Annotated in this window: 16 protein-coding genes; 2 read left to right on the top strand and 14 right to left on the bottom strand. The window is 70.1% G+C overall.

Annotation, left to right across the window (positions count from 1 at the left end; all coding sequences use genetic code 11):
* Complete coding sequence (locus ACIO9J_RS20230) at window positions 1-1587, bottom strand: Na+/H+ antiporter (RefSeq protein WP_402000916.1); 1587 nt, start codon at window positions 1585-1587, stop codon at window positions 1-3.
* 458 nt (window positions 1588-2045) lie between these two features.
* Between ACIO9J_RS20230 and ACIO9J_RS20225 the strand changes: the two genes are divergently transcribed.
* Complete coding sequence (locus tag ACIO9J_RS20225; RefSeq protein WP_402000913.1) at window positions 2046-4412, top strand: glycosyl hydrolase family 95 catalytic domain-containing protein; 2367 nt, start codon at window positions 2046-2048, stop codon at window positions 4410-4412.
* A 107-nt stretch (window positions 4413-4519) separates the two neighbouring features.
* Here ACIO9J_RS20225 and ACIO9J_RS20220 read toward each other — a convergent pair whose 3' ends face one another.
* The 4 genes from ACIO9J_RS20220 to ACIO9J_RS20205 all read right to left on the bottom strand — a co-directional run bounded on the left by ACIO9J_RS20220 (window position 4520) and on the right by ACIO9J_RS20205 (window position 8128).
* A complete protein-coding gene (locus ACIO9J_RS20220) occupies window positions 4520-4987 on the bottom strand; it encodes a GNAT family N-acetyltransferase (RefSeq protein ID WP_402000910.1) in 468 nt (155 codons plus the stop codon).
* Complete coding sequence (locus ACIO9J_RS20215; protein WP_402000907.1) at window positions 4984-5925, bottom strand: RluA family pseudouridine synthase; 942 nt, start codon at window positions 5923-5925, stop codon at window positions 4984-4986. The genes ACIO9J_RS20220 and ACIO9J_RS20215 overlap by 4 nt, the downstream gene beginning before the upstream one ends.
* Before the next feature lie 103 nt (window positions 5926-6028).
* Complete coding sequence (lspA, locus tag ACIO9J_RS20210; RefSeq protein ID WP_402000904.1) at window positions 6029-6814, bottom strand: signal peptidase II; 786 nt, start codon at window positions 6812-6814, stop codon at window positions 6029-6031.
* A gap of 78 nt (window positions 6815-6892) precedes the next feature.
* A complete protein-coding gene (locus ACIO9J_RS20205) occupies window positions 6893-8128 on the bottom strand; it encodes a TraR/DksA family transcriptional regulator (protein ID WP_402000901.1) in 1236 nt (411 codons plus the stop codon).
* Window positions 8129-8718: 590 nt separating this feature from the next.
* On the opposite strand from ACIO9J_RS20205, the gene ileS reads away from it, so the two are divergent.
* A complete protein-coding gene (ileS, locus tag ACIO9J_RS20200) occupies window positions 8719-11850 on the top strand; it encodes an isoleucine--tRNA ligase (RefSeq protein ID WP_402000898.1) in 3132 nt (1043 codons plus the stop codon).
* Between the two features lie 240 nt (window positions 11851-12090).
* Here ileS and ACIO9J_RS20195 read toward each other — a convergent pair whose 3' ends face one another.
* From ACIO9J_RS20195 to ftsW, 9 genes are all read right to left on the bottom strand, one after another.
* Window positions 12091-13215 (bottom strand): DivIVA domain-containing protein, encoded by a 1125-nt coding sequence (locus ACIO9J_RS20195; RefSeq protein WP_402000895.1) that lies wholly within the window; start codon window positions 13213-13215, stop codon window positions 12091-12093.
* 46 nt (window positions 13216-13261) lie between these two features.
* Window positions 13262-13552, bottom strand: a complete 291-nt coding sequence (locus ACIO9J_RS20190; protein ID WP_402000892.1) for a YggT family protein — start codon at window positions 13550-13552, stop codon at window positions 13262-13264.
* An 82-nt stretch (window positions 13553-13634) separates the two neighbouring features.
* Window positions 13635-14270 (bottom strand): cell division protein SepF, encoded by a 636-nt coding sequence (locus ACIO9J_RS20185; RefSeq protein ID WP_402000889.1) that lies wholly within the window; start codon window positions 14268-14270, stop codon window positions 13635-13637.
* A 124-nt stretch (window positions 14271-14394) separates the two neighbouring features.
* Window positions 14395-15114 (bottom strand): YggS family pyridoxal phosphate-dependent enzyme, encoded by a 720-nt coding sequence (locus ACIO9J_RS20180; RefSeq protein WP_402000887.1) that lies wholly within the window; start codon window positions 15112-15114, stop codon window positions 14395-14397.
* 6 nt (window positions 15115-15120) lie between these two features.
* Window positions 15121-15831 carry a peptidoglycan editing factor PgeF gene (gene pgeF / locus ACIO9J_RS20175; RefSeq protein ID WP_402000884.1) on the bottom strand — a complete coding sequence of 237 codons (711 nt, stop codon included), beginning with the start codon at window positions 15829-15831 and terminating at the stop codon, window positions 15121-15123.
* Window positions 15832-15848: 17 nt separating this feature from the next.
* Window positions 15849-17069, bottom strand: a complete 1221-nt coding sequence (gene ftsZ / locus ACIO9J_RS20170) for a cell division protein FtsZ (protein ID WP_402000881.1) — start codon at window positions 17067-17069, stop codon at window positions 15849-15851.
* A gap of 275 nt (window positions 17070-17344) precedes the next feature.
* Window positions 17345-18136, bottom strand: coding sequence for a cell division protein FtsQ/DivIB (locus tag ACIO9J_RS20165; RefSeq protein WP_402000878.1), 792 nt, complete (start codon window positions 18134-18136; stop codon window positions 17345-17347).
* A gap of 14 nt (window positions 18137-18150) precedes the next feature.
* On the bottom strand, window positions 18151-19245 hold the full coding sequence (murG, locus tag ACIO9J_RS20160; protein ID WP_098241961.1) for an undecaprenyldiphospho-muramoylpentapeptide beta-N-acetylglucosaminyltransferase: 1095 nt from the start codon (window positions 19243-19245) through the stop codon (window positions 18151-18153).
* A gap of 6 nt (window positions 19246-19251) precedes the next feature.
* The gene (ftsW, locus tag ACIO9J_RS20155; protein ID WP_402000875.1) at window positions 19252-20562 is read right to left on the bottom strand and encodes a putative lipid II flippase FtsW; all 1311 of its coding nucleotides are present in this window, start codon (window positions 20560-20562) and stop codon (window positions 19252-19254) included.
* Window positions 20563-20596: the final 34 nt, after the last annotated feature.

Below are 20596 nucleotides of genomic sequence, written 5' to 3'. Positions count from 1 at the left end.
TCACCTCAGGCTGCGTACGTCCAAGTGGTGCAGGACCCGGTCGACGATCTCCGGGTCCGCACCCGGCTCGCTCCGCGCGGCGAGCACCTCGTGCCGGGCGGCCGACATCATCTCGCGCTGGATCCGCTGGACCGCCTTGATCCGGTCGACGCGCTTGGTGAACCGTTCCCTCCGCTCGTCGTCGATCATGTCCGGGCTGATCCTCGCGCCGATGTCGAACGCTCCGCGCTGCAACCGCTCGGCGACCTCCTCGGGGAGCTCCTCGACCTCTTCGATCTCCTTGAGGCGGCGCTTGGCCGCCTTGGCGGCGCGCAGCGCGAGCTCGCGCTCCAGGATCCGCTCCGCGTCGGTGTCGGCGCGCACCCCGAGCTTGCGCACCAGCCAGGGCAGCGTGAGCCCCTGGGCGACCAGGGTCGCCATGATGACGCAGAACGCGATGAAGATGATCTCGTCACGGGCCGGGAACGGCGCCCCGTCGTCCGTCTTCAGCGGAATGGCGAGCGCCAGCGCGACGGACGCCACACCACGCATCCCCGCCCACCACATGACGACGGTCTCGCGCCACGTGGTCGGAATGTCCTCGTCGTAGTCCCTGCGCTTGTGCAGCCGCTTGGCCAGCCAGGTGGCCGGCATCAGCCACAACAGCCGTACGCCGACGACCACCACGACGACCACGGCGCCCCAGCCGAACATCTCCGCCTCACGGCCGTCCGCCGTCCCGAAGACGTTGTGCAGCTCCAGGCCGATGAGCCCGAACGCGGCCCCGGTCACCAGCGTGTCGACGATCTGCCAGAACGTCTGCCCGGTGATCCGCCCGAGCACGTCGTCGGCGTCGACGGCCTGCTCGGCCAGGTACAGCGCGGTGGTCAGCACCGCGAGCACCCCGGAGCCCAGCAGCTCCTCGGCGAGCACATAGCTGACGAAGGGCACGAGCAGCGTGAGCCCGGTCTGCAGGGTGGCGTCGCCGAGCAGCCCCATGAGCTTGGTGGTCACCCAGCCGAGCACGAGGCCGACGATGACCGCGACCACCGCGGACAGCACCAGCTGCCCCACCGCGGACGGCCAAGAGAACGTCCCGCTCACCGCCGCAGCGATCGCCACGTGGTAGAGCACGATCGCCGTGACGTCGTTGAAGAGCCCCTCGCCCTCCAGGATCGACACGAGCCTGCGCGGCAGCCCGAGCGAGCCCGCGACGGCGGTCGCCGCGACCGGGTCGGGCGGCGCGACGAGCGCCCCGAGCGCGACGGCCGCGGCGATCGGCACCCCGGGGACGACCGCGTTGGCCACCGCCGCGACCGCCGCCGTCGTCACGAACACCAGCGCCACGGCGAGCAGAAAGATAGGGCGTCTGTTGGCCGCGAACTGCCTCCAAGAGGTGCGCTGCACGGACGCGTAGAGCAGCGGCGGAAGCACCAGCGGAAGGATGTAGTCGGGCGGGATCTCGACATTGGGCACGAACGGCAGCAGGGCCATGCCGATGCCGGCCAGGGTCATCAGCACGGGCGCGGGCAGCCCGAGCCGATCTCCCAGCGGCACGGTCACCACGGCACCGAGCAACAAGATGAGCAGCAGCGCCAGTTGATCCACGGAAGTGCCCTCCGGCGGTCGAGACTCGGACGATCAAGACCTCAACCCTGCCACGCATTCCCCGTGAACCGGACCAATGCCCTTTCTTCCTCCTCTCGCGGCGATGACCTCACCGTTCACTGACCTGAACAGTCCTCGGATGAATCAGGGAAGAACGTGGCCCCCGAGGTCTTCCGGTTCGGCCGCGCCACGGGCACGATGCGGAGGGATTCAGGGACGAGAACTCACGACACATATCTGTCTGGAGCCCGCATGCCCGTCTCGCACCGAGCCATCCCCGACCGACCGGCAGGCCCCTTAGCCGCCCCACCGGGCCTCGCCGACCGCCCCCGCGCCCGTGACCATGCCCGTGCCCGTGCCCGCACCCAGGCCGCCCAGGCTCAGGCCCACGCCGCACTCTCCCACTCCGATCACGGCATGAGCTCCTCCGCCGCCACCTCCCGCAAGGAGCTCACCGCATGAGCCGTCCCGAGCACCGCCCCCTCTCCCGCAGACGCTTCGTGTCGACCGCGGCCGCCGCGACCGCCACCACCGCGGCGGGCACCACCCTGTGGACCGCCTCCTCCGCCACCGCTTGGGCGGGCCCGAGCCCGGCCTCCGCTGCGCACACGGATGCCGGAGACGGGCCCGACCCGTACGAGGCGACGGTGCGGGCCGCCGCCATGGTGTGGCGACGGCTGCCGACCGGCTGGCAGGAAGGGCCCTTCCTCGCCAACGGCCTGCTCGGCGCCCAGCTGTACGCGGGCAGGACGGCGAACACCCTCAAGCTGATGCTGAGCCACACCCAGGTGCAGGACCAGCGCGGCCAGTGGCGCGGCGGCATCGGCTATTCGCGGCTGCCCATCGGGTACTTCACGTTGACTCTGCGTGGGGACATCACCTCCGTCGACTGGACTCTGGACCTGTGGGATGCCGAGCTGCGCGGCACCGTGACCACCACCGCCGGCAGTGTGGCGTTCACGGCGCTCGTGCAGAACGACAGCAGCGCGCTGCTCGTGTCGACCAGGCCGAGTGCCGGTGAGGAGGCCGCCGCCTGGACATTCCAATGGTTGCCCGCCGCGACCACCCGCACATCGGGGAAGCCCCCTGAGTACACCCCGAACCCCGACCCCGAGATCGGCTCGGGATCTGTTCGATACGTGCAACAGCCCCTGCTCGTGGGCGGCGGCTGGACCACCGCGTGGCGCGAACGCCGCGTCGGCACGGGCAGGTTGCTGGCCGCGCACCTCGTCTACCGCCACCCCGGCGATGTGTCGGAAGCGACCCGCGAGGCCCGCCGCGCCGTCGAACGGACTCTCTCCGCCGGCCTCGACGAACTACTCGACCGGCACCGCGACTGGTGGCACCGCTACTACCGGCGCAGCTTCCTCTCCGTGCCGGACAAGCGCCTGCAGTCCTTCTACCTCGCCCAGCTGTACAAGCTCGCCGCCTCGACCCGGTCCGGCGGCCCGACGATCTCCGAGTGGGGCCCCTGGTTCCCCGAGGTCGGCAACAACTGGACCGCCGTGTGGTGGAACCTCAACGTCCAGATCGGCATGGCGCCCCTGCACGGCTCCAACCATCCCGAACTCGACTCGGTCACCAGCACGTTCGCGCGCTTCGAGAAGAACCTGCCGACCTCGGTCCCCGCCGCGTACCGCGACGGCGAGAGCTATGCGCTCGGCCACCCCTCCGACTGGCAGCTGCGCGCGGGCGACACCTACGACGTGGGGGCGCCGGGCAGCAGCCACGTCTCCGACAACTTCGGCAATCTGACCTGGGCCATGCACAACGTCTGGCAGGCCTACCGGCACTCCATGGACAAGGCGATCCTGCGCGACGTCCTCTTCCCCGTCCTCACCAAGGCGATCAACTTCTACGCGCACTTCCTGCACGAGGGCCCGGACGGCAAGCTGCACCTCCTGGAGACCCGCTCCCCCGAGTACGCGAACGCCGCCGACTGCACCTACGACCTGTCGCTGATCCGCTGGGGCGCCCGCACGCTCATCGAAGTGGCACGCATCCTCGGGACCGACCACCCACGCGCGCGCCTGTGGCAGGACATAGCCACCCGCCTCACCCCCTACGCCGAGGACCCGGCGGACGGCGTGCTGATCGGCAAGGGCGTACCCCTCGCCGAGTCGCACCGCCACCACTCGCACCTGCTGTGGCTCTACCCGCTGCGCGAACGCACCTGGGACCGGCCCGCCGACCGGGACGTGATGCGGCGCAGCATGGCCCACTGGGTCTCGATGCGGCAGCTCTGGCACGGCTACAGCTACGCGACCGTGTCCTCCATGTACTCCGTCATGGACGAGCCGGAGAAGGCCCTCGACCACTTGACGTTCTTCACCGACCTGAAGGTCGTCGCGGACTGCGCGATGACGGTCAACACCATGTACCGCGAGGGAAAGAACTTCGCCCTGGAGAGCCCGCTCTGCGCCGCGCAGTCGATGCTCGACATGGCAGTGCAGGGGCACGACGGAGTGGTGAAGGTCTTCCCCTCGGTCTCCTCGCGCTGGCCGGACGCCTCGATCGCGTCGCTGCGCACGCCCGGCGCCTTCCTCGTCGACGCGGACCGCTCCGGAGGCGCGACCCGATGGGTGCGGGTCCACAGCGAGGCCGGCGCCCCGCTGACGCTTCAGCACGGCATCAAGGGAGAGATCACGGTGCGCGACCAGCGTGGCCGTCCGCTGTTCTGGCGTGAGACGGCGCCGGGCAGGATCTCGGTGCGCCTGCCGCGCGGCGCGACCGCGGTGGTCACCCCGCGCGGTGGCCGGGCGCAGGCGGGGCCGCGTGACGTCCCCGCCGCTGGCGCGTGGACGCGCTGGGGGCTGCCCTCCTGAAGCACTCCAGGGCCGCCCCTGCGGGACCGCGTGCCCGCTCCGGAAGCATCCCGTGGCCGCTCCGACGACCGTCGGAGCGGTGCGCGCCGCTAAACCAGCTAGGCCAGCTAGGCCAGCGGTTTCCGCATCGCACGGTGCGGAATGCCCGCGTCGGGAAACTCGGGTCCGTACACCTCGTAGCCGAGGCGCTCGTAGAAGCCCAGGGCGTGCGTCTGCGCGTGCAGGTCCACCGCCGTCAGACCGCGCGCGCGTGCCGCGTCCTCGATGGCCCGCACGAGGGCCGCGCCGACGCCGAGCCCGCGCGCGGCCCGCGTCACCGCGAGCCTGCCGAGCGCGCCCACGCCCGCGTCCCCGCCGTTCTTCGCGGCGGCCGCGGCACCGGTGAGGAGCCGTCCGGTGCCCAGCGGCACACCGTCGTCGCGGATGGCCAGGACGTGCACCGCCCCGGCGTCGTACTCGTCGTACTCAAGGTCTTCGGGCACCTGCTGTTCGGCCACGAAGACCTCCTTGCGGACGGCGAAGCAGGACTCCAGGTCCTCCGTGCTCTCCGCGACGCGAACGGCCACGCCGCTCACGAGCTCTCCGCCCGGACGCGGTCGAGCGCCGTCTGCAGGTCCTCTGGGTAGCCGCTCTCGTACTCCACCCACTGGCCGTCGCCCGGGTGCTCGAAGCCGAGCCTGACCGCGTGCAGCCACTGGCGGGTGAGGCCGAGCCGCTTGGCGAGGGTCGGGTCCGCGCCGTACGTCAGGTCGCCGACGCACGGGTGTCGATGTGCCGACATGTGGACGCGGATCTGGTGCGTGCGCCCCGTCTCCAGCTTGATGTCGAGCAGGGAGGCCGCGCGGAAGGCCTCGATGAGGTCGTAGTGCGTCACGGAGGGCTTGCCCTCGGCCGTGACCGCCCACTTGTAGTCGTGGTTCGGGTGCCGGCCGATGGGGGCGTCGATGGTGCCGCTCATCGGGTCGGGGTGGCCCTGGACCAGCGCGTTGTAGCGCTTGTCGACCGTGCGCTCCTTGAACTGGCGCTTCAGGGAGGTGTACGCGCGCTCGGACTTGGCGACCACCATCAGGCCGGACGTGCCGACGTCGAGGCGGTGCACGATGCCCTGGCGCTCGGCCGCACCGGAGGTGGAGATCCGGTAGCCGGCCGCCGCGAGGCCGCCGATCACGGTCGTCCCCGTCCAGCCCGGACTCGGGTGCGCGGCCACGCCGACCGGCTTGACGATCACGACGATGTCGTCGTCGTCATGCACGATCTCCATGCCCTCGACGGGCTCGGCGACGATCTGCACCGGAGCGGGAGCCTGCGGCATCTCCACTTCCAGCCAGGCGCCGCCGTGCACCCGCTCGGACTTCCCGACCACCGAGCCGTCGACCGAGACCTTCCCCGCCGCGGCGAGCTCGGCGGCCTTCGTACGGGAAAACCCGAACATGCGCGAGATGGCGGCGTCGACGCGCTCGCCCTCAAGGCCGTCCGGCACGGGCAGGGTACGGATCTCGGGAATCGTGCTCACCCATTGAGTATGCAGGAGCCCACCGACACTCCCGCACCACAGGCCCGCGCACACCCGGTCACACGGGCCCCTGCACCCGTGGCACGGGGCCCTACCGGGAGCCTCAGTCCTTGTGGACGGTCCCGTCCGGGTCCAGGCCGCGGAAGGACAGCAGCACGATCAGGATGCCGCCGCAGACGATCGCCGAGTCCGCGAGGTTGAAGACCGCGAAGCCCTTGGGGGCGATGAAGTCCACGACCGCGCCTTCGAAGACGCCGGGCGAGCGGAAGAGACGGTCGGTGAGGTTGCCGAGCGCGCCGCCGAGCAGCAGGCCCAGCGCGATCGCCCACGGCAGGCTGTAGAGCTTGCGGGCGAGCCTGGCGATCACCACGATGACGCCCGCGGCGATGCAGGTGAAGATCACCGTGAAGGCCTCGCCGAAGCCGAAGGCGGCGCCCGCGTTGCGGATCGCGTTGAAGCGGAGCCAGTCGCCGATGACGTCGATCGGCTCGTGGTGCTCGAGCTTGGCGACCACGATCATCTTGCTGATCAGGTCGAGGGCGTACGCGAAGACGGCCACCACGAACAGCACGGCGATCTTCCGCTTGCCCTTGCCGTTCGGCCCGTCCGCGCCGTCCGCCTCATCGCCGGACGTCCCCGCCATCGCGTCACCGGACTTCTCCGCCGCCGCGCCGTCGGCCTCCCCGGACGCCGCCTTGGCGCCATCGGCACCCTTGGCGCCGTCGGAGTCCGCCGCGGGCCCGCCCGCCGTGCCGTCCGACGTGTCCGCCGAGGTCCCGCCGGACGTGCCCTTCGGGGTCTCGTCGGAGCCCGAGACGGACTGCTCCGGCTCGGCCCCAGCCGCCTCAGGGATGTCCGGCGTACCGATGATGCGCTCCGCCTCTGCCACGTGAGTCCCTCAACCTAGGTACCTGACTGGGGACGAGGGTACGGCACACACCTACGGCCCCAGGCGCCCAGGCCGCACTCAGTAGCGGCGCTCCTCCTTCTGCTTGCACTCCACGCACAGGGTGGCCCTCGGGAAGGCCTGCATCCGGGCCTTGCCGATCGGATTGCCGCAGTTCTCGCAGAGCCCGTACGTCCCCGCGTCGAGCCTCTCCAGGGCGCGCTCGGTCTGGACGAGCATCTCGCGCGCGTTGGCGGCGAGTGCCATCTCGTGCTCGCGCGTGATGTTCTTCGTGCCGGTGTCCGCGTCGTCGTCGCCCGCGCCGTCCCCGGAGTCCCGCATCAGACCGGCCAGCGACTCCTCCGACGAGGCGATCTCGCTGCCGAGCCGCAACGCCTCGCTCTGGAGCTCGGCGCGGGCATCGTCGACCTCCTCCGGAGTCCAGGGGTCCTCACCGGGGCGGACCGCAAGCTCGCCGGGCTCCACCGCGGCGGCACGCGCCTTCGGCACCGCCGTCGGCTTCTTCGCTGCGGTCGCCGTGCCCGGAGTCTTCTTCGCAACCACCGTCGTGGCTCCCGTCGTCTCCGCGGCCTCAGCCGCACCTTCGGCCGCGGACGCGGCCGTCTTCGTCGCCGTGCTCTTGCTCGCGGTGCTCTTCTTCGCCGTGCTCTTCTTCGTGCTGCCGATCTCGGCGGCCGTCTTCTTGGCGCTCGTCTTCTTGGCCGGAGCGGTCTTCTTGGCAGCGCTCTCAGAAGTGTCGTCGGCCGCCGTCTCCGGAGCCACCGCCCCGCTGTCGGCCGTCTTCTTGGCGACGGCCTTCCTGGCCACCGCCTTCTTCGTGGCGGTCTTCTTGGCAGCCGCCTTCTTGGCGACGGCTTTGTCAGCCGCACCGTCCTTGGCCGGAGGCTCCTCGGCGGACGCCGCCTCCTTGGCGGGCGTCTCCTTGGCTGCGGACTTCTTCACCGCAGCCTGCTTCCCCACCGCGTCCTTACCGGCCGCCTCCTTGGACACGGCCTTCTTGGCGGCCGTCTTCTTGGCTGCGGTCTTCTTGGCCGCCGCCTTGGGCGCCGCCGGCTCCGCCCCCTCCCCAGAGGATGCAGAGGACGCAGAGGACTCCGAAGCCTGAGAGGACGCCGAGGACGCCGAGGACGCCTTCTCGCCCGCCGCCGCGCGCGTCCCGTGCGCGCCGCTCGTCGCGTGCGCGCCGTTGGCCCCGTGCGCGCTCTTCTTGCCGCTCACATCCTTGGCCGTCGCAGCGGCCGCGCCTGTGGATCTGCCGGACGCCGACTGCTGTACGGCGGTCTTCTTCGCCACCATGGCCGCGGCCCCTTCACATATTGTGATCTTGCTCGCGCATCGTGCTGGGACGATAAATCGACTCCAGGCCCGCGGCAACGGGGCACGCCGCCCGATTCGCCCGCCCCGCGGGTGCCGCGCGGCGAGTCTGCATGCGTTGTGCCCAACTCCCTGCCGGGTAATCCGCTGGCCGGAGCGTGCCCGGATCCGCTCGGTCCGCGTCTCGCCATTCGGGTCAGTCGGCCCGCGCGGACCCGCGCCCCCGCGGGCTCCCGGAAAACCGGTCGGCCGCCCTCGTCCGGGCGCCGTACACTGGGCGACAGCGAGAAGCGTGGATGGGGACGAGTAGCGGCGTACGCAGCCATGAGCGACCCGGGGACGGTGTGAGCCCGGGGGCCAGCGCGACGTGAAGATCACCCCGGAGCCGCCGGAGGAAAGCCGACGCCCGCAGCGGAGGCGAGTAGACCCGGTATCGCGACCCCAATGAGGGGGCTCACCGGCACAGACCCCGTTCCGGAGAGCCAAGGAGGGTGGTACCGCGGGAGCGCGCCTGACAGGGCGTGACGGCTCTCGTCCCTCCGACGGAAGGCAGCACATCCGCCGGAGGATCGATGACGCAGTACCGCCAGGTGCCCGCCCAGGTCGACCTGCCCGCCCTCGAGCACGCCGTGCTCGACTTCTGGCGCGAGCAGCAGATCTTCGCCAAGAGCCTTGAGCAGTCCGAGGGCCGCCCCGAGTGGGTGTTCTACGAAGGCCCGCCGACCGCCAACGGCATGCCGGGCGCCCACCACATCGAGGCCCGCGTCTTCAAGGACGTCTTCCCCCGCTTCCGCACCATGCGCGGCTACCACGTGGCCCGCAAGGCCGGCTGGGACTGCCACGGCCTGCCGGTGGAGCTCGCGGTCGAGAAGGAGCTCGGGTTCAACGGCAAGAAGGACATCGAGGCGTACGGCATCGCCGAGTTCAACGCCAAGTGCCGCGAGTCCGTGACCCGGCACACCGACGCCTTCGCCGCGCTCACGACCCGCATGGGGTACTGGACCGACCTCGACGGCGCCTACCGCACGATGAACCCCGAGTACATCGACTCGGTCTGGTGGTCCCTGAAGGAGATCTTCAACAAGGACCTCCTCGTCCAGGACCACCGCGTCGCCCCCTGGTGCCCCCGCTGCGGCACGGGCCTCTCGGACCACGAGCTGGCGCAGGGCTACGAGACGGTCGTCGACCCGTCCGTCTACGTCCGCTTCCCGCTCACCTCGGGCCCCCTCGCGGGCGAGGCCACCCTCCTGGTCTGGACGACGACCCCCTGGACCCTGGTCTCCAACACCGCCGTCGCCGCGCACCCCGACGTCACGTACGTCGTCGCGACGAACGGCGAGGAGAAGGTCGTCGTCGCCCAGCCCCTCGTGGAGAAGGCCCTCGGCGAGGAGTGGGAGACCACCGGCGAGAGCTTCACCGGTGCCGAGATGGAGCGCTGGACCTACCAACGCCCCTTCGACCTGGTGGAGTTCCCCGCTCCGGCGCACTTCGTTGTCAACGCGGAGTACGTCACGACCGAGGACGGTACGGGTCTGGTCCACCAGTCCCCCGCCTTCGGTGAGGACGACCTCAAGGTCTGCCGTGCGTACGGCCTTCCCGTGGTGAACCCGGTCCGCCCGGACGGCACCTTCGAAGAGGACGTACCGCTCGTAGGCGGTGTCTTCTTTAAGAAGGCGGACGAAAAGCTGACCGAGGACCTCAAGGACCGCGGTCTGCTCTTCCGGCACATCCCGTACGAGCACAGCTACCCGCACTGCTGGCGCTGTCACACGGCGCTCCTCTACTACGCGCAGCCCTCCTGGTACATCCGCACCACGGAGATCAAGGACCGTCTCCTCCAGGAGAACGAGAAGACCAACTGGTTCCCGGACTCGGTCAAGAACGGCCGCTTCGGCGACTGGCTGAACAACAACGTGGACTGGGCGCTCTCCCGCAACCGCTACTGGGGCACCCCGCTGCCCCTGTGGCGCTGCGAGAACGACCACCTGACCTGCGTCGGCTCGCGCGCGGAGCTCAGCGACCTGACGGGCACCGACCAGTCGGAGCTCGACCCGCACCGCCCGTTCATCGACGCGGTCACCTTCCCCTGCCCGACCTGCCAGGAGACCGCCACGCGCGTCCCCGAGGTCATCGACGCCTGGTACGACTCGGGCTCGATGCCGTTCGCGCAGTGGGGATACCCGTACAAGAACAAGGAGCTCTTCGAGAGCCGCTACCCGGCGCAGTTCATCTCGGAGGCCATCGACCAGACCCGCGGCTGGTTCTACACGCTCATGGCCGTGGGCACCCTGGTCTTCGACAAGTCCTCCTACGAGAACGTGGTCTGCCTGGGCCACATCCTCGCCGAGGACGGCCGCAAGATGTCCAAGCACCTGGGCAACACCCTGGACCCGATCCCGCTCATGGACCAGCACGGCGCCGACGCGGTGCGCTGGTTCATGGCCGCGGGCGGCTCCCCGTGGGCGGCCCGCCGCGTGGGCCACGGCACGATCCAGGAAGTCGTCCGCAAGACGCTCCTCACGTACTGGAACACGGTCGCCTTCCAGGCGCTCTACGCCCGTACGTCGAAGTGGGCCCCCAGCGACGCCGACCCGGCGCCCGCGGAGCGCCCGCTCCTGGACCGCTGGCTCCTCAGCGAGCTGCACGCGCTCACCGACCAGGTCACCCAGGCCCTGGACAGCTACGACACCCAGCGCGCGGGCAAGCTCCTCTCGGTCTTCGTCGACAACCTCTCCAACTGGTACGTGCGCCGCTCCCGCCGCCGCTTCTGGCAGGGCGACAAGGCGGCGCTGCGCACCCTGCACGAGGTCGTCGAGACGATCACGAAGCTGCTGGCCCCGCTGACGCCGTTCATCGCCGAGCGCGTCTGGCAGGACCTGATCGTGCCGGTCACCCCGGACGCCCCGGAATCCGTGCACCTCGCCTCGTGGCCGGAGGCGGACCTCTCCGCCATCGACCCGCGGCTGTCCCAGCAGATGGTTCTCGTACGCCGTCTCGTCGAGCTCGGCCGGGCCACGCGCGCGGAGTCGGGCGTCAAGACGCGCCAGCCGCTGTCGCGCGCGCTGGTCGCGGCGTCCGGCTTCGACGCGCTCAACCCGGAGCTGCACGCCCAGATCACCGAGGAGCTCAACGTCTCGTCGCTGGCGTCGCTCTCCGAGGTCGGCGGTTCGCTGGTCGACACGACCGCCAAGGCGAACTTCCGGGCCCTGGGCAAGCGCTTCGGCAAGGGCGTCCAGGCGGTCGCCAAGGCCGTCGCCGAGGCCGACGCCGCCGCGCTGTCCCTGGCCCTGCGCGAGGGCACGGCGTCCGTCGAGGTCGACGGCGAGAAGGTCACGCTGGCCCCGGACGAGGTCATCATCACGGAGACCCCGCGCGAGGGCTGGTCGGTGGCGTCCGACTCGGGTGCCACGGTCGCGCTCGACCTGGAGATCACCGAGGAGCTGCGGCTCGCCGGTCTGGCCCGGGACGCGATCCGCCTGATCCAGGAGGCCCGCAAGAACAGCGGCCTGGACGTCGCGGACCGGATCGCGCTGCGCTGGACCGCCACGGACCCGGCGGTCATCACCGCCCTGTCCGACCACGCCGAGCTGATCTCGGACGAGGTCCTCGCCACGGACTTCGCCCAGGGCGAGGCGGACGACACCTTCGGGCAGCCGTTCACCGACGACTCCCTGAAGCTGAGCTTCCGCCTCCGCAAGGCGTAAGCACCGGCAGGGGCCGTAGGCACCCGCACGAAGACCGCACGCCGAAGGCCCGGTCCCGCCAAGATTCTTGGCGGGACCGGGCCTTCGGCGTTGCGTACCCACGCACAGATGAACGTTTCTGCACCCCACGACCAGACCAGGACGACCGGGGCCACGGGGCCACGCAAAAGGGCGGGGCCCCCAGAAAATCTGGGGGCCCCGCCCTGAACGCTGCCGACGCCTAAGGCGTGATAGCGCCCGTCAGTTGTCGTCCTCGTCGATGAGGAAGCCACGCATCGGCGACGGAGCCTGCTGCATCGGCGCCGGGCCCTGCGGCCGCACCGGTGCCATCGGCTGGGTCATCGCCGGGGACATCTGCTGCTGGCCGCCGTAGGACGGACCGCCGGCGGGCTGGTTGTTGCCACCCATCGACTGGTTGCCGCCGTAGGACGGGGCACCCGCACCGGCCGGAGCCATCGACGGCGCCGGGGACGGCGGCAGCGAGGCGGTGGCCGGCGTACGCGGCGGGGCCAGCGAGTCGTCGGCCTGGGTCTCCAGCTGACGCAGCTGCGACTCCAGGTAGGACTTCAGACGCGTGCGGTACTCGCGCTCGAAGCCGCGCAGGTCCTCGACCTTGCGCTCCAGCGTGGCGCGGGCGGACTCCAGGGAGCCCATCGCGACGCGGTGCTTCTCCTGCGCGTCCCGCTCCAGGGCGTCGGCCTTGGCACGGGCGTCACGCTCGAGGCCCTCGGCGCGCGAACGGGCCTCGCCGACGATCTTGTTGGCCTCGGAACGGGCCTCCGCGATCGCCTGGTCGGCGGTCTGCTGCGCGAGGGAGAGGACACGGGCGGCGCTGTCGCCACCGGGGCCCTGACCGGGCTGCGGCATCTGCGGACCGTGGCCGCCCATGGGACCGCCCATCGGGCCGCCCATCGAACCCTGACCCATCGGGCCCTGGCCCATCGGACCCTGCCCCATCGGACCGGGACCCTGCGGACCGCCCTGCGGGCCGTGGCCACTGGGGCCTGCGGGCAGCTGCGGCGCGCCACCCGGCAGCTGCGGCGGGCCGCCCATCGGGCCACCCATCTGCTGCTGCGGCGGGACCGGCTGCGGGCCCGATATTGCGGCAGGCACGGGGGCGCCGGGACCGCGCTGGTCCTGAGGCCCGTCGGGGCCCTTGCGCATTCCGCCCTGCTGCTGGTTCTGCGCGGCGGCACGGGTGGCCGCGGCGAGCTTGGCGCGCAGGTCCTCGTTCTCACGTAGGAGACGGGTCAGTTCGGCTTCGACCTCATCGAGGAAGGCATCGACCTCGTCCTCGTCATAGCCTTCTCGGAGGCGGACGGTCGTGAACTGCTTGTTCCGCACGTCCTCGGGGGTCAACGGCATCTCTTCACCTCAACGTAGTCGTCGGCATTCGGCAAGACCGTATCGTTCACACAGACACCGACCTGACGACGGTGATCAGGATGTAGACGATGATCATCAGTACGAAGAAGGACAGGTCGAGCGCCACGCCCCCGAGACGCAGCGGCGGAATGAACCGCCGCAGAAGCTTGAGCGGTGGATCAGTGACAGTGTAGGTGGCCTCCAGAACGACCACCATCGCCTTGCCGGGTTGCCATGAGCGGGCGAACTGGAAGACGTAGTCCATGACCAACCGGAAGATCAGCACGATGAGGAAGCACATCAGCGCGATGTAGAGCACCTGCAAGACCACGCCCATGTTCGGGTTTCCCTCTCCCCTGCTTACTCGTACTTCGTCGTTCCGATATTGCGTCTAGAGCAACTACTGCTTCTACTGCGTCTCAGCTCTGGTTGAAGAACCCGCCCTCTGCGATGCGAGCCTTGTCCTCCGCCGTTACATCGACGTTAGCAGGCGACAACAGGAACACCTTCTGCGTCACTCGCTCAATGCTGCCATGCAGACCGAAGACCAAACCGGCGGCAAAGTCGACAAGTCGCTTCGCGTCGGTGTCGTCCATCTCGGTCAGATTCATGATCACCGGAGTGCCCTCACGGAAGTGTTCCCCGATGGTACGGGCCTCGTTGTAGGTCCGCGGGTGCAACGTGGTGATGCGGTAGGGCTCCCGCTCGGACACGACCTTGGGCATGATCACCGGTGCGTTCTTCTCCAGGCTCTGGCGTTCAGGTGTGATAGATGCCACGGGGGCGATTCGTGCCGGACGTCCCGATTCCGCGGCCAGCGAAGCGGAATGGGCCGCCGGTTCACGCTGAGCGGGAGGCTGCACCACTCGTACCGATTCGTCCCTTTGTGACTGGTGGGGCTGGTGCGCCTGATGCGGCGGCTCATGCCGCCTGCGCTCCCGCTCGGGCTCCGGCTCGGGTTCGAACTCGTCGTCGGGGTCGAACCCCGGACCGTCGTACCCATCGTCCTCCACGAGGCCGAGGTAGACCGCCATCTTGCGCATCGCGCCGGCCATGCTCTGAGTCCTCCGCTCTGTGGTGGATCGGCTGTCGTCACCAACTGCCCGCGATCCACGAGGTATCCCCGCCCAACAGCGAGAATGACCATATTTTCTGCTGTGGTCCGACTTCTTGGCGACGTTACCCGAGCCCGGGTCGGACTCCGAGTACCGCCGTACCGACGCGCACATGTGTCGCCCCGGCCGCCACGGCCTGTTCGAGGTCCGCACTCATCCCTGCCGACACCATGTTCGCAGCAGGATGAGTCGCGCGCATGAGGGTTGAGAATTCCATCAACCGCTCGAACGCCGCCTGTTGCCGTCCCGCGTACGGTCCGGTGAGCGGTGCGACGGTCATCAGACCGTCGAGCCGCAGACCCGGCGCCCCGGCCACGAGGCCGGCCAACTCTTCGATTCCGCCGGGCCCGACGCCCCCGCGCTCGCCCCGGCCGTTCTCCTCGGCGTCGAGCGCGACCTGGATGAGACAGCCGAGCTCGCGCTCCGCGCGGACCGCGTCCTTCGACAGAGCTGTGACGAGCTTGGGACGATCCACGGACTGCACCACACCGGCATAACCGACCACGGAACGGACCTTGTTGGTCTGCAACTGGCCGACGAAGTGCCAGGTAAGGGGAAGGTCGGCGCACTCGGCCGCCTTCGGCGCCGCGTCCTGGTCACGGTTCTCCGCGACGTGGCGCACACCGAGTTCCGACAGGATCCGCACATCGCTGGCGGGGTAGGTCTTCGTGACCACGATCAGGGTCACTTCCTCCCGCTTGCGCCCGGCGGCCGCGCACGCTGCGGCGATGCGCTCCTCGACCGCCGCGAGATTCGCCGCGAGTTCAGACTTTCGGTCCGTCATGCCTTATCAGTCCAGCCAGACATAGCCCGCGAGACGACCGGTGGTGCGGTCGCGGCGGTACGAGAAGTGGTCACCGGATTCCAGCGTGCACACCGGCGACTGCTCCCGGTCGCGCACGCCGAGCCGCTCCAGTTGTGCGTGCACCCCCGCCGTCACGTCGACCGCGGGCGTACCCCAGCTCGTCTCGGCGTACGCCGCCGGCTCGACGGCGGCCACCTCGGCGCGCATCGCCTCGGGCACTTCGTAACAGCGCCCGCAGACGGCGGGTCCCGTGCGGGCGACGATGCGGGCCGGGTCCGCGCCGAGTTCCACCATGGCCTCGACGGCGGCCGGAACGACCCCCGCCACCATGCCGGGGCGGCCGGCGTGCGCCGCGGCCGCGACCTTGGCGACCGGATCGGCGAGCAGAACGGGCGTGCAGTCGGCGGTGAGGACCGCGAGGGCGAGCCCCCTGCGGGCGGTCACCACCGCGTCGACGGCGGGGATTTCGGCGTCGGCCCCCCAGGGCCCGTCCACCACGGCGACGTCCCGGCCGTGCACCTGGTTCATCCAGACCGCCCTGGCCGGGTCGATGCCCAGGGACTTGGCGGCCAGTGCGCGGTTGGTGCGCACGGCCTCGGCGTCGTCGCCCACCGCTCCGCCGAGATTGAGCTCTTCGTACGGAACGGCGCTCACTCCGCCCCACCTGTCGGTGAAGGCGAAGTGCGCGCCGCTCACGGTGCTGTGCTTGCTTATCACTTCAAGAAGTCCGGCACGTCCAGCTCTTCGGCCTGGCTGTCCTGGTAGGGACGGGCCGGCGGAACCTGCGGCGGCGTCGCGGGCGCGGACGGTGCCTCGTTCGCCGGGGCCGCCTCCGCGGGCTCCGGGGCCGAGGGCTCCTCGCGCGGCGTGACGCTGCCGAGTCCGCCGAAGGCCGGGCGCGACGATTCGGCGGGCCGGGACGCCGGCGCCGGCTCCTCGCGCTTGGCGGACGCCGAGCCAAGGACGGTGTCCCGCTTGGACGGTGGCTGTCCGCCGTCGAAGCCGGCCGCGATCACGGTGACCCTGACCTCGTCGCCCAGGGCGTCGTCGATGACGGCGCCGAAGATGATGTTGGCCTCGGGGTGCGCGGCCTCGCTGACCAGCTGAGCCGCCTCGTTGATCTCGAAGAGACCGAGGTCGGAGCCGCCGGAGATGGAGAGCAGCACGCCGCGCGCGCCGTCGATGGACGCCTCGAGGAGCGGCGAGGAGATCGCCATCTCCGCGGCGGCCACCGCGCGGTCGTCGCCGCGGGCCGAGCCGATGCCCATGAGTGCCGAACCGGCCTCGGACATGACCGACTTGACGTCGGCGAAGTCGAGGTTGATCAGGCCGGGCGTGGTGATGAGGTCGGTGATGCCCTGGACACCGGAGAGCAGGACCTGGTCCGCCGACTTGAAGGCGTCGAGGACGGAGACCTGGCGGTCCGAGATGGACAGGAGCCGGTCGTTGGGGATGACGATGAGGGTGTCGACCTCTTCGCGCAGCTCCGCGATGCCGTCCTCGGCCTGGTTGGCGCGACGGCGTCCCTCGAAGGTGAACGGCCGGGTGACCACACCGATGGTGAGGGCGCCGAGCGAGCGCGCGATGTTGGCGACGACGGGTGCGCCGCCGGTGCCGGTGCCACCGCCTTCGCCGGCGGTGACGAAGACCATGTCGGCCCCCTTGAGGACCTCCTCGATCTCCTCGCGGTGGTCCTCCGCCGCCTTGCGGCCGACGGCCGGGTTGGCGCCGGCGCCGAGGCCGCGGGTGAGTTCACGGCCGACGTCGAGCTTGACGTCGGCGTCGCTCATCAACAGGGCTTGCGCGTCGGTGTTGATGGCGATGAACTCGACGCCCTTGAGACCGACCTCGATCATCCGGTTGATGGCATTGACACCACCGCCGCCGACACCGATGACTTTGATGACTGCGAGGTAGTTCTGCGGTGCTGCCACGTCGAAGGCCTCTCGCCTCGAGTTACGTGTCGCCGTTTCGCTCTGGCGCGACACGACGACTGATGCCGAATGGGACGGTCCGAACGCCGACCCGAACCCTAACGCTGAAGTTTAGGGTTACCAGTGTGTCTGTTCCTTGGACTCTTCCGAACAGGACACTAAGTCGACAAGTGGCGCACGTTCAACGAACACGCCGAACCTCCCGTTTTTCTTTTCACCCTATGTGATCAGCCGTAGCGATGCCGAACCAGGGTGCTGGCCTGCGGTGATGCACGTCAACTCCCCGATGACGCAGGGGCGGTGGGGACGCTCACATCGAAGTGCCGTGCCTTGGGCGTGGTTTTCATCAGCGCGAGCAGGGCGGAGGCTTTCGCGTCCCCCTTCTCGCCGCTGCCCCACGCGACGTCACGCCCGCCGCGCAACTCCAGCGAGATGGAGTCGTACGAACGGACCTTGATGTTCCGGGTGTCCCTGGCCACCGCTTCGGGCAGGTCACCGGCGACCCGCACGGCCTCGCGCAGCAGCCGGTCGGGGCCGAACCTGCGCAGGCTGGCCGCCCCGTGTTCGTGATCCGGCGTCAATTCGAGATGTGGTACGCCCTTCGGCGCGCGCCCGACCGTGTCGAATCGCACTCCCTTGGCGTCCACTTCGACGAACTTTCCGCCCTTTTCGATGAGGAGAACGGGCTTACGTTCCGTCACTTTGAGACCGATTCCGTGCGGCCAGGACCGCACGACGTCAACCGAGTCAATTCGGGGCAATTTCGAGCGCAGCCGGTCTTCAAGGGCATCCGTATCGACCGAAATCAGTGGGGCCCCGACGGGCGCTCGGGCCGCCTCGCGGACCTCTTCCCGAGTCAGCACCCGGGTGCCCGAGACCGTCACGCGCTCCAGGCGCAGCCACTGGGAGCCGTACAGCACCCAGACGCCGGCCCCGGTGAGGAGCACGGCGATCACCAGGGCCACGATCAGAGTGCGCGAGCGCGGCAGGCGGGGCCTGCGGACGCGCTGCGGGCGGGGCGGGCCGGACTTCTTCTGCTGCCGTTCGGCGGTGGTCGGTCCGGCCACGGTCCCCTGCCTTCTCACGCGTTACGGCGTGACGCAATCGCCTCGTACACCATGCCGACGAGCAGCTCGTCGGCGTCCCTGCGGCCGAACTCCGAGGCGGCGCGGGACATCTCGTACAGCCGATGCGGATCGGCGAGCACGGGGAGCACGTTGCCCTGGACCCATTCGGGCGTCAGTTCCGCGTCGTCGACCAGCAGTCCGCCGCCCGCCTTGACCACCGGCTGGGCGTTGAGCCGCTGTTCGCCGTTGCCGATCGGCAGCGGGACGTAGGCGGCGGGGAGCCCGACGGCGGAGAGTTCGGCCACGGTCATCGCGCCCGCGCGGCAGAGCATCATGTCGGCCGCGGCGTACGCGAGGTCCATCCGGTCCACGTACGGTACCGGGATGTAAGGGGGCATCCCCGGCATCTGCTGTACCTGCGGCAATTCGTTCTTCGGACCGACCGCGTGCAGGATCTGGATGCCCGCGCGCTGGAGCACGGGCGCGACCTGCTGGACGACCTCGTTGAGCCGCCGTGCGCCCTGCGAGCCGCCCGAGACGAGCAGCGTCGGCAGGTTGGGGTCGAGGCCGAAGGCGGCGCGCGCCTCCGGGCGGACCCTGGCCCGGTCGAGCGTGGCGATGGTGTGCCGCAACGGGATGCCGATGTAGCGGGAGTTGCGCAGCTTGCTGTCGGGGGTGGCGACGGCCACCCCGGAGGCGTACCGCGAACCGATCTTGTTGGCGAGGCCGGGGCGCGCGTTGGCCTCGTGCACGACGATCGGCGTACCGGTCCGCTTGGCCGCGAGGTAGCCGGGCAGCGCGACGTAGCCGCCGAAGCCGACCACGCAGTCCGCCTTGGTGCGCTCCAGGATCTGCTCGGCCGCCTTGATGGTGCCGCGCAGCCGTCCCGGCACGGTGATCAGCTCAGGGGTGGGCTTGCGCGGCAGGGGTACGGCCGGGATCAGCGCGAGTTCGTAGCCCCGCTCGGGTACGAGCCGGGTCTCGAGTCCACGCTCCGTGCCCAGGGCCGTGATGCCCACGGTCGGGTCCTGCCTCCGCAGGGCGTCCGCGAGGGCGAGCGCGGGCTCGATGTGGCCGGCGGTCCCCCCACCGGCGAGTACGACATGCACCGAAATTCACCGCTCTCCGGACGAACGCGCCTTGACGCGCCGTCGCATCGTGTTCCATCTCACCCGAGGTTGCCGCATGGCCAGGGCCGCCTTCGCAGCGGGGTCCGATCGCGCGAACGCGATGAGGAGCCCGATGGCGAACATGGTCGGCAGCAGGGCCGAACCCCCGTAGGAGAACAGCGGGAGCGGGACACCGGCGATCGGCAGCAGGCCGAGCACCGCACCGATGTTGACCACGGCCTGGGCCGTGATCCAGGTGGTCACACCTCCCGCGGCATACCTCACGAAGGGGTCCTCCGTGCGTCCGGCCACGCGGATACCCGCATAGCCTAGAGCCGCGAACAGAGCGAGCACCGACAGTGTCCCTGCCAGGCCGAGTTCTTCCCCGGTGATGGCGAAGATGAAGTCGGTGTGCGGTTCAGGCAGTTGACCCCATTTTTCCACACTCGCGCCGAGACCGGAACCGAAGAATCCGCCGGAGGCCAGGGCGTAGATCCCGTGCACGGCCTGCCAGCACTGGTCTCCGGGGCCCGGCTCCGTGGCGCCGATGCAGGCGAGCCTGGCCATGCGGTTGGGGCTCGTCTTGATGAGGATCACACCGAGCAGCCCCGCGATGGAGAGCACGCCCGCGAACAGCCGCGTGGGGGCGCCCGCCAGCCAGAGCAGGCCGAAGAGGATCGCGGTGAGAATGATCGCCGTACCCATGTCGCCGCCGAGCATGATGAGCCCGAGCAGCATGAAGGCGACCGGGACGAGCGGCACCAGCATGTGTTTCCACTGGGTCAGCAGCCGCTTGTCGTGTTTACGCGCGAGCAGGTCGGCGCCCCACAGGACGAGCGCGAGCTTGCCGAACTCGCTGGGCTGGAGCTGGAAGGGCCCGCCCAGGTAGATCCAGTTCTGGTTGCCGTTGACGCTGCGCCCTATCCCGGGGATCTGCACGAGGACCATCAGGAAGACGGTCACCGCGAGCATCGGGTAGGCGAGCGCCCGGTGCAGCTTGACGGGCATCCGCATCGCGACGAGCAGCAGGATCGCGCCGAGCACGGCGGCGACGAACTGCTTGCGGAAGAAGTACGACGCCGGCAGGTTCAGCTGGAGCGCCTGGATCATCGAGGCCGAGTAGACCATCACCAGGCCGAGCACGGTGATCAGCAGGCTGCTGCCGAAGATGAGGTAGTACGCCGTGAGCGGCCGGTCCCAGGCCTTGCGGGCCCGGGTGTAGAGCCGCCTGGGCCCGCTCTCGCCCGGAGGGTGGGAGGCACCTCTGGCGCGTACCGGAGCCGGTCGTTTGGCGACCCGCACGGAAGACCTGGCCACGTTCCCCTCCCAAGGGTGTGCCCGGCGCCCGCCG

Source organism: Streptomyces sp. NPDC087300 (assembly GCF_044744425.1).
Taxonomy (GTDB): Bacteria; Actinomycetota; Actinomycetes; order Streptomycetales; family Streptomycetaceae; genus Streptomyces.
The sequence above is the reverse complement of the archived record's forward strand: the minus strand, read 5'-3'. Positions and strand labels throughout refer to the sequence as shown.